Source organism: Streptomyces sp. CB02261 (assembly GCF_001905665.1).
Classification (GTDB): Bacteria; Actinomycetota; Actinomycetes; order Streptomycetales; family Streptomycetaceae; genus Streptomyces.
The window spans coordinates 348,788-357,200 of record NZ_LIVX01000009.1 but is presented as its reverse complement, the minus strand read 5'-3'; the positions used below and the strand labels follow the sequence as shown (position 1 = coordinate 357,200).

The following is an 8,413-nucleotide window of genomic DNA, read 5'->3' as shown; positions in this document are numbered from 1 at the left end:
GTAGGACGCCGCCGAACAATTTTTAGCCTCAACCCCCGGACCTTGTCCGGGGGTTGAGGCATTTTTGCGTTCTAAGCTGGGCGGCATGCGATACGACCTGGTCATCTTCGACAACGACGGTGTGCTCGTGGACAGCGAGCCGATTTCCAACACCCTGTTGGCCGGCTATCTGACGGAGCTCGGGCATCCGACCTCGTTCGAGGAATCGGTGCGGGACTACATGGGGTCCGCCATGCACCGGATTCACGAGGTGGTCGAGGAGCGGAGCGGGCAGCGGCTGCCGGCGGACTTCGACGAGATCTTCCACGCGCGGGTCTTCGCCGCCTTTCAGGCCGAGTTGGAGGCCGTGCCCGGGGTCGAGGAGGTGCTCAAGCGGCTCTCCCAGAGCGGGGTTCCGTACTGTGTGGCGTCCTCCGGGAGTCACGAGCGGATCCGGGTGGGGCATCGGAAGACCGGGCTCGACGCCTGGTTCCGGGACGAGATCGTGTTCAGTGCCGAGGACGTCGGGCGGGGGAAGCCTTCGCCGGACCTGTTCCTCCACGCCGCCGCGCGGATGGGGGTGGCGCCCGAGCGGTGTGTGGTGGTCGAGGACAGCCGGCTCGGGGTGCAGGCGGCCCTGGCGGCCGGGATGGACGTGTACGGGTTCACCGCGATGACGCCCGAGGAGAAGCTCTCCGGGGCCGCCGGGTTCTTCCGCGGGATGGAGGAGCTGCCGGCGATATTGGGGCTGTGATCCACCTACCCCGCGGTAGGTTCCGGCCGTACGCTGTGCCGCCATGACGGATGCGCGGTTGCGGCGTGGGCGGGGATCCCTGGCGGTCAGCTTCTTCGTGCAGGGGGTCACCTTCGCCCTGCTCGTGACGCGAATACCCGCGATCCAGGAGCGGTACGGGATCTCGGACGCGCTGCTGCCGGTCTTCCTCGCCGCCGTGCCGATCCTGGCCGGTGTGTCGAGCGTGGTGACCGAGAGGGTCGTCGCCAGGGTGGGGCCGGCGGTGGTGCTGCGGTGGGCCCAGCCGTTCGTCCTCCTGTCCCTGCTCGCGGTGGGGGTGGGGAGCGAGCTGTGGCAGGCGGCCGTCGCCCTGGGGCTCTTCGGGCTCGCGGTCGGCGCCCTCGACGCGTCCATGAACATGCTGGGCGTCAGCCTCCAGCGGGCGTACGGGCGGAGCATCATGCTCGGTTTCCATGCCTCGTACAGCCTCGGTGGGATCGTCGGTGCCTCGCTGGCGTGGGTGGGGGCGCACTGGCATCTGTCGTTGTTCGTGTCGTATCTGCCCGTGGTGGCGGTGCTGTTGCCCGTCGTTCTCGTGGGCAGCCGGTGGTACGCGGCCGGAGGGGACCGGCCGGTGCTGGAGGCGGGGGAGGGCAAGGGGAGCGGGGTCGCGTTCGCGCTGCTGCTGCCGCTGTGTCTCGTCATGACCTTCGCGTACATCGGGGACTCGACCGTCTCCAACTGGAGTGCCAAGTACCTCCAGGACGTGCTGGGCAGCTCGGAGGAGCTGGCGACGGTGCCGTACAACGCGTACATGGTGACGACGCTGCTCGGCCGGGCCGTGGGGGACTTCGGGGTGCGGCGGCTGGGTGCCGTGGTGGTCGTGCGGGCCGGGGCCGTGCTCGCCGCGGTGGGGTTCGCGGTGGTGGCGGTGTCGCCGGGGGCCTGGGCGGGGATCGCCGGGTTCACGGTGCTCGGGCTCGGGCTGAGTGTGATCGTGCCGCAGACCTTCGCCGCGGCGGGGCGGTTGTTCCCGGGGGACAGCGACGCGGCCGTGGCGCGGCTCAACGTCTTCAACTACGTCGGCTTCCTCGTCGGGTCGCCGTTGGTGGGGGCGCTCGGGGACGCGTGGAGCTATCGGGGGGCGATGCTGGTGCCGATGGTGCTGGTCCTGGTGACGGTGGTGTACGCCACGTCGTTCGGCTCGCGGGCGGCCCGATACGGTGGCGGGCATGAGCGGCCGCGCACTGTTGATGTGGGATGAAGCTGTCACGCAGTACGACTTCGGGTCCGAGCATCCGATGGATCCGGTACGGCTCGCGCTGACGATGTCGCTGGTGCGGGCCTATGGGCTCGACCGGGCGGTGGACGTGGTGGCGGCCAAGCCGGCGGGGGAGTCGACGCTGCGGCTGGTGCACCGTGAGGACTATGTGGCGGCGGTGCGGGCCGCGTCGGTGGATCCGCGGCGCGCCGACCAGGCGTACGGCCTGGGGACGGTCGACGATCCGGCGTTCTCCGGGATGCACGAGGTGTCGGCGCTGATCGCGGGGCAGTCGGTGGGGGCGGCGGAGGCGGTGTGGCGCGGGGAGGCCGCGCACGCGGTGAACTTCGCGGGCGGGTTGCATCACGCGATGCCGGGTTCCGCCTCGGGTTTCTGCATCTACAACGACGCCTCGCTGGCCATCGCCCGGCTGCTCGAACTGGGCGCGGAGCGGGTCGCGTACGTGGATGTGGACGTGCACCACGGGGACGGGGTGCAGGCGGCGTTCTGGGAGGACCCCAGGGTGCTGACCGTGTCGCTGCACGAGCATCCTCGGACGCTGTTCCCGCAGACGGGGTGGCCGGAGGAGACGGGCGCGGCCGGTGCCGGTGAGGGCGGGGCCGTGAACGTGGCGCTGCCGGCGGGGACGGGTGACGCGGGGTGGCTGCGGGCGTTCCACGCGGTCGTGCCGGAGCTGCTGGCGGACTTCCGGCCGCAGGTGCTGGTCACGCAGCACGGGGCGGACACGCACTTCGAGGACCCGCTCGCGCACCTGGCGGTGTCGCTGGACGCCCAGCGGGCCGTACAGGAGGCGTGTCACGAGCTGGCGCACGCGTACGCGGACGGTCGGTGGCTGGCTCTGGGCGGTGGCGGGTACGCGGTGGTGGACGTCGTACCGCGGTCGTGGACGCATTTGGTGGGGATCGCGGCGCACGCGCCGGTGGATCCGGAGTCGGTGATCCCGTCGTCGTGGCGGGACGAGGTGTACGCGCGGACCCGTCAGCCGGGGCCGGTGCGGATGACGGACGGGCGGTGGCCGGTGGGCTTCCGTGAGTGGGCCGAGGGGTACGACCCGGCGGACCGGCTCGACCAGGCGGTGCTGGCGACGCGTAAGGCCGCTTTCCCGTTGCGGGGGCTGCTCGCCTAGACGCCTCCGGGACGCTCTCGGTGGGCGTTACGCCGACGGTGGGGTGTCCGGGGGGTTGGGGCTCCGTCGCGGGGGTGTTCCGGCAGCATCGGGTGGGTGTTGAGTACCGGGGCGCTGCGGGCGCATCTGTTGGCGGCGGGGTTGGCGGGAACGGTGGCGACGTCGCGGGAGGAGAGCCTGCGGAGCTATCGGCTCTTCGCCGCGCGCGATCCGCGGGTGATGCTGGGGCTCGACCCCGTGTGGGGGTGGGGTGAGGCCGATCTGTTGCGGCTGATGGCCGACAAGTGCGGGGTGTCGGGGGATCCGACGCATCGGACGGGCCTCGACGTCATCGATCCCGAACGTACGGTGCGGGGGCTCGACGCCTTCGCCGCGCGGTTGGGGGCCGCGGCGGCGCGCCGGGTTCCGGTGCTCCTCGGGACGGGGCATCCGCACCGGTTGCTCGGTTTCTACGTCGCTCTCGCAGACGCCTTGTCGGCGGCAGGATGTCTTGTTCTCACACCGGCGCAGGGGAGATGTGTCGACATAACGACCCGGTTCGGCGTACGTACGCACCTCATCGACTACGTACGGGGGGTCGCTCTGGTGCGAGAGCCGGGGCTGTCGGGGGGTGGGCGTGAACCGGGGGCGCATTCCCACTCGCCGTTACCGGTCAGGGCGGCTCTGGAGAGCGCGGCCGAGTGCGGCGGGCCGCTGCCGGAGCTCGTCGTGGGGGACCACGGATGGGTCTGCGGGGCAGGTCAGCTGGGTATCGAGGCCATCGGGCTCGCCGATACGGATGATCCGGCGCTGTTCGTCGGTGAGGCGGAGGGGCAGGTGTCGGTGGCCGTCCCGCTCGATGACGGCGTGCGCTCCGACTACTACCGTCCACTCACGCGCTATGTACTCAATCGAGCGTGTCTGTCACGGTAAACGGCCGATGACAGCTCCTCTTCCCCACTCGTACCACCCGCCCCTAGGCTGGAGCGTGAGCGCTCGGCGACGAAGAGTCACCGGAGGGGAAGCCGGTGGGCGTCGCGGCGGAAGGTACAGGTGGGTCATGGCTGCTGGCGAACGACCTCTCAACGAGGTCAAGTTTCTGACCGTGGCGGAAGTCGCCTCGGTGATGCGCGTGTCCAAGATGACCGTGTACCGCTTGGTGCACAGCGGTCATCTGCCGGCGATCCGGGTGGGCAGGTCCTTCCGGGTGCCGGAACAGGCGGTTCACGAGTACCTGCGGGAGTCCTTCGTGGGGGTGGGGACCGCGTAGCGCGAGCGCGGCGACAACGCCGGGAAAGCTCCGTATGTCCCTCGGATTACAAGCGCGGTGCTCGGGACGGTAGGCTAGGCCGACGTAGGTCGTGTGGGCCCAGACGCCCCGCACCGATTCCCGCCGGGAGGCGGGGATGTTCCGAGAAGTGAGCGAGGGTAGTCGTGGGCTCTGTTATCAAGAAGCGGCGTAAGCGGATGGCCAAGAAGAAGCACCGCAAGCTGCTCAAGCGCACGCGCGTTCAGCGTCGCAACAAGAAGTAGGCGACAGCTGCACCGCAGCGTTTCAGTTCGTCAGGCGTGGCCCTTCACCGTTCGCGGTGGAGGGCCACGCCTTATGTGGAGGGAAATCCCGAGGCGCTACGGTGGCGACCAACGGAAGACGGACGGAAGGCGCGGATCTTGGGCAAGGTCGTGCTCGTCACCGGTGCCGCCCGGCATCTGGGGGGCCGCTTCGTGCGGCGGATCCAGCGGGACCCGGAGGTGGAGCGGGTGATCGCGGTGGACGCGGTCGACCCGGCGCATCAGCTCGGCGCGGCCGAGTTCGTACGGGCCGACATCCGCCGGCCGGAGATCGCCAAGATCCTCGCCCAGCACGACGTCGACACGGTGGTCCATCTGGACGTCACCGGCACGGCGCTCGGCGGTGGCGGCCGTACGTCGGTCAAGGAGACCAACGTCATCGGCACCATGCAGCTGCTCGGCGCGTGCCAGAAGTCGCCGCGGATCAGCCGGCTCGTGATCAAGTCCAGTACCAGCGTCTACGGCTCCGCGCCCCGCGACCCGGCCGTCTTCACCGAGACGACGGCCGCGAAGTCGCTTCCCAGCGGCGGCTTCGCGAAGGACGCGGTCGAGGTCGAGGGGTATGTACGGGGCTTCGCCCGGCGCCGGCCCGACGTGGCCGTGTGCGTGCTGCGCTTCGCGAACATCCTGGGACCCCGGATCGACTCCCCGCTGTCCGAGTACCTGGCCCTTCCGGTCATGCCGACCGTCCTCGGCTACGACCCGAGGCTGCAGTTCGTCCACGAGGACGATGTGATCGACGTGCTGCGCCTGGGGGCGCACGAGCCCCGCAGGGCCACGCAGAACAGCGGCACCTTCAACGTGGCCGGCGACGGGGTGCTGCTGCTCTCGCAGTGCGCGCGGCGCCTGGGACGGCCCACGGTGCCGGTGCTGCTGCCCGCGGTCACCTGGGTGGGGACGGCGCTGCGTACGATCGGGATCACCGACTTCGCGCCCGAGCAGATCCGGCTGCTCACCCACGGCAGGGTCGTCTCGACGGTCCAGACGCGTGAAGTGCTCGGGTTCTCGCCGCGCTTCACCACGGCGGAGACCTTCGCGGACTTCGCGCGCGGCCGGGGGCCCGGACTGCTGCCGCCGGAGAGACTCGCCGGGGCGGTGGACCGGCTCGCCGGGCGCCTGGCTCCGTCCGGCGTACCGTCTGTATCTGCTTCATCTGTTCCCCCCGTTCACGACGGCGCCTGAGGAGACCGGACAGCGATGGCGGACGCCAAGGTCATTCCGTTCGACGACGACCGGTCACGGGCCCGGCGGCGGCCCGGGCGCGTCGACGGCGAGGCGGCGGCCGTACGGGCCCTGCCGGGGCCTCAGGCGGGCCCCCAGGAGCCGGGGGAGGCCCCGGAGGGCCGGCGGCTGCCGGACGACGTCGGTGGCCGCGAGGACGGTGCCGGGGCGAGCTCCTCCGCGGGTGGGGCCGAGGGCGCCGGGGCGAGGGGCTGGGAGCGGCGGCTCGCGGGCGGGCTCGCGTTCCTCCGGCGGCGGATCACCGGCGACTACGAGGTCGACGAGTTCGGCTACGACGAGGAACTCACCGACCAGGTCCTGATGTCGCTGCTGCGCCCGCTGTACGAGAAGTACTTCCGGGTGGAGGTGAAGGGCGTCGAGAACATCCCGGCCGAGGGCGGGGCCCTGATCGTCGCCAACCACTCGGGGACCCTGCCGCTGGACGGCCTGATGATGCAGGTCGCCGTCCACGACCACCATCCGGCGGGGCGGCACCTGCGGCTGCTCGCCGCCGACCTGGTGTTCGTGCTTCCTGTCGTCAACGAGCTGGCCCGTAAGGCGGGGCACACCCTGGCCTGTGCCGAGGACGCGGAGCGGCTGCTGCGCGCCGGCGAGATCGTCGGGGTGATGCCCGAGGGCTTCAAGGGGATCGGGAAGCCGTTCGGGGAGCGGTACAAGCTCCAGCGGTTTGGGCGGGGCGGGTTCGTCTCGACGGCGCTGCGGGCCGGGGTGCCGATCGTGCCGTGCTCGATCGTCGGGGCGGAGGAGATATACCCGATGATCGGGAACGCCCGGACGCTGGCGCGGGTGCTCGGCATCCCGTACTTCCCGCTGACGCCGACCTTCCCGTGGCTGGGGCCGCTCGGGGCGCTGCCGCTGCCGACGAAGTGGACGATCCAGTTCGGTGAGCCGATCCCGACGGATTCCTACGCGCCGGAGGCGGCTGAGGACCCGATGCTGATGTTCAACCTGACGGATCAGGTGCGGGAGCAGATCCAGCACACGCTGTACAAGCTGCTGGTGCAGCGGCGGTCGGTGTTCTTCTAAGAGGGCGTTCTTCCAGAGGGTGTTCGTCCAGAAGGTGTTCCGGAGCAGGAAGAAGGGGCGCCCCCCGTCCGTGGGGGCGCCCCTTCTTCCTTGCTAGCGAGCGTCCTCGCTGTCGATGCCGAGGCCTGGGAGCAGGCCCGGCAGGATGGGCGGAAGGGTCACGTCCGGTGTGTCCGGCGTCCCCTGGTCGCCCGTGGGAGGCGCGGGCGTGCCGGTCGGCGAGGGCTTGAGCAGTCCGCCGGTGCTGCCGCCGAGGAGGCCGTCGTCCTGCGGTGCGCCGGTGACGCCGCCGGAGCTCGGGCTGGTGCCCGTGCTGGGGCCGGTGGTGCGCGGTGGCGCGGAGTGGCTGCCCGTGGGCGTGGCTTCCTGGGAGGAGGGCGGACGCTGGGAGTCCGTCCCCTGGGGGGCCTTCGAGGTGCTGGGGGTGCCGCTGGGACTCTCCGAGCCGATCGTGGTCTTCTCCGGGGTGCGGGGAAGGACCGACTGGAGCGGCTCGACGTCCTCGTCCATGGCGTCGAAGACGTGCGTCACCTCGCTGCCGACGTCTGCCAGCTGGACGGGCAGCCGCTCGCGGAGGCCGTTCCAGGTGTCCCGGTGGGCCTGGGCGAAGGAGTTGAGCCGGGCCATCGGGGCGATCTCGCCGTCCCGCTCGTACGCCTGGCGGAGCAGGCGGTGTCCTTCGCTCGCGTCGTGCTTCATTCCGCCCAGGACGCGGCGGATCTCGCTGAGCGACTCGTGGTCGAGGTCGCCCGAGCGGCCCCGCTCCATGAGCCTGCGGGCCTCGCTGAGTCGGGTGGATGCCTGGTCGAGGTAGATGCCGCCGCGGTCCGCGTCGTCGTCCGCCATGCCCAGCTTGATGTCTTCCATGCCTCGCTTGAGCCCGTAGAGCGAGTCACCGGGGAGCGCGTCGGAGCTGGCCGCGGCCACTCCGCCGAAGGCGCCCGCCGCCACGCCGACCGTGAGGCCGCCTGCGGCGAGGCCCTTGGTCCAGCGGGAACGGGGGCGCAGTTTCCGCAGCGGGGACGCCCGGTGGGATCCCTTGCCGCTCGCGGTGCGCTGCTCCGGCACCGTGGGTCCCGCGGCCGCGCTGCCCTCCATGAGCATCGCTTCCATGGCGGCGACGAGCTGGGCTCGCTGCACCACCTTGACCTCGGGGTCCAGCTGTGGCTTCGGCAGCTCGCCGAGGCCGTTCGCCAAGGCCAACAGCCGTCCCTGCTCGGCCGGTTCGGCCGAGGCATCGGACTGCTCGGCCACCGCGCCCTCGGACGCCCGGTCCTCCAGGGTCTGGGCGAAGGCGTTCGCCCGCCGGTGCGCCGATACGTTCGCGATCACTGGCGGCACCTCCTCTCGTCATGACGGTCGACTCCCCGGGGTGTCCGGAGGGTTGCACACCTTGAGCGCATCCACACGAAAGAGTGAGTGGTTGCGGACATGGCGTGTCCACAGGGAGCCTGCATCCCGCACAACGAGCGGC

General features: G+C 71.1%; 9 protein-coding genes. 8 read left to right on the top strand and 1 reads right to left on the bottom strand.

Annotated features, from left to right (window positions below; genetic code table 11):
• Window positions 1–85: 85 nt before the first annotated feature.
• From AMK29_RS28410 to AMK29_RS28375, 8 genes are all read left to right on the top strand, one after another.
• Entirely contained in the window at window positions 86–733 is a 648-nt protein-coding gene (locus tag AMK29_RS28410; RefSeq protein ID WP_073818381.1) for an HAD family hydrolase, read from the top strand.
• 43 nt (window positions 734–776) lie between these two features.
• On the top strand, window positions 777–1,976 hold the full coding sequence (locus AMK29_RS28405) for an MFS transporter (RefSeq protein ID WP_073818380.1): 1,200 nt from the start codon (window positions 777–779) through the stop codon (window positions 1,974–1,976).
• The gene (locus AMK29_RS28400; protein ID WP_073818378.1) at window positions 1,945–3,120 is read left to right on the top strand and encodes an acetoin utilization protein AcuC; all 1,176 of its coding nucleotides are present in this window, start codon (window positions 1,945–1,947) and stop codon (window positions 3,118–3,120) included. Before AMK29_RS28405 ends, AMK29_RS28400 begins: the two co-directional genes overlap by 32 nt.
• A 96-nt stretch (window positions 3,121–3,216) precedes the next feature.
• Entirely contained in the window at window positions 3,217–4,032 is an 816-nt protein-coding gene (locus tag AMK29_RS28395) for a phosphatase (protein ID WP_073818376.1), read from the top strand.
• A 127-nt stretch (window positions 4,033–4,159) separates the two neighbouring features.
• Window positions 4,160–4,369, top strand: a complete 210-nt coding sequence (locus tag AMK29_RS28390) for a helix-turn-helix domain-containing protein (RefSeq protein WP_015034391.1) — start codon at window positions 4,160–4,162, stop codon at window positions 4,367–4,369.
• 164 nt (window positions 4,370–4,533) lie between these two features.
• A complete protein-coding gene (locus AMK29_RS28385; protein WP_003948845.1) occupies window positions 4,534–4,632 on the top strand; it encodes a 30S ribosomal protein bS22 in 99 nt (32 codons plus the stop codon).
• A gap of 138 nt (window positions 4,633–4,770) precedes the next feature.
• A complete protein-coding gene (locus AMK29_RS28380) occupies window positions 4,771–5,853 on the top strand; it encodes an NAD-dependent epimerase/dehydratase family protein (protein WP_073818375.1) in 1,083 nt (360 codons plus the stop codon).
• Between the two features lie 15 nt (window positions 5,854–5,868).
• Window positions 5,869–6,939, top strand: a complete 1,071-nt coding sequence (locus AMK29_RS28375) for a lysophospholipid acyltransferase family protein (RefSeq protein WP_073818373.1) — start codon at window positions 5,869–5,871, stop codon at window positions 6,937–6,939.
• A 93-nt stretch (window positions 6,940–7,032) separates the two neighbouring features.
• Here AMK29_RS28375 and AMK29_RS28370 read toward each other — a convergent pair whose 3' ends face one another.
• Window positions 7,033–8,271, bottom strand: coding sequence for a DUF5667 domain-containing protein (locus AMK29_RS28370; RefSeq protein WP_073818371.1), 1,239 nt, complete (start codon window positions 8,269–8,271; stop codon window positions 7,033–7,035).
• Window positions 8,272–8,413 lie beyond the last annotated feature (142 nt).

Excerpts from the sequence above, each read along its gene's own strand:
- AMK29_RS28410 (WP_073818381.1), top strand. The coding sequence starts at position 86 with ATGCGATACGACCTGGTCATCTTCGACAACGACGGTGTGCTCGTGGAC.
- AMK29_RS28405 (WP_073818380.1), top strand. The coding sequence starts at position 777 with ATGACGGATGCGCGGTTGCGGCGTGGGCGGGGATCCCTGGCGGTCAGC.
- AMK29_RS28400 (WP_073818378.1), top strand. The coding sequence starts at position 1,945 with ATGAGCGGCCGCGCACTGTTGATGTGGGATGAAGCTGTCACGCAGTAC.
- AMK29_RS28390 (WP_015034391.1), top strand. The coding sequence starts at position 4,160 with ATGGCTGCTGGCGAACGACCTCTCAACGAGGTCAAGTTTCTGACCGTG.
- AMK29_RS28375 (WP_073818373.1), top strand. The coding sequence starts at position 5,869 with ATGGCGGACGCCAAGGTCATTCCGTTCGACGACGACCGGTCACGGGCC.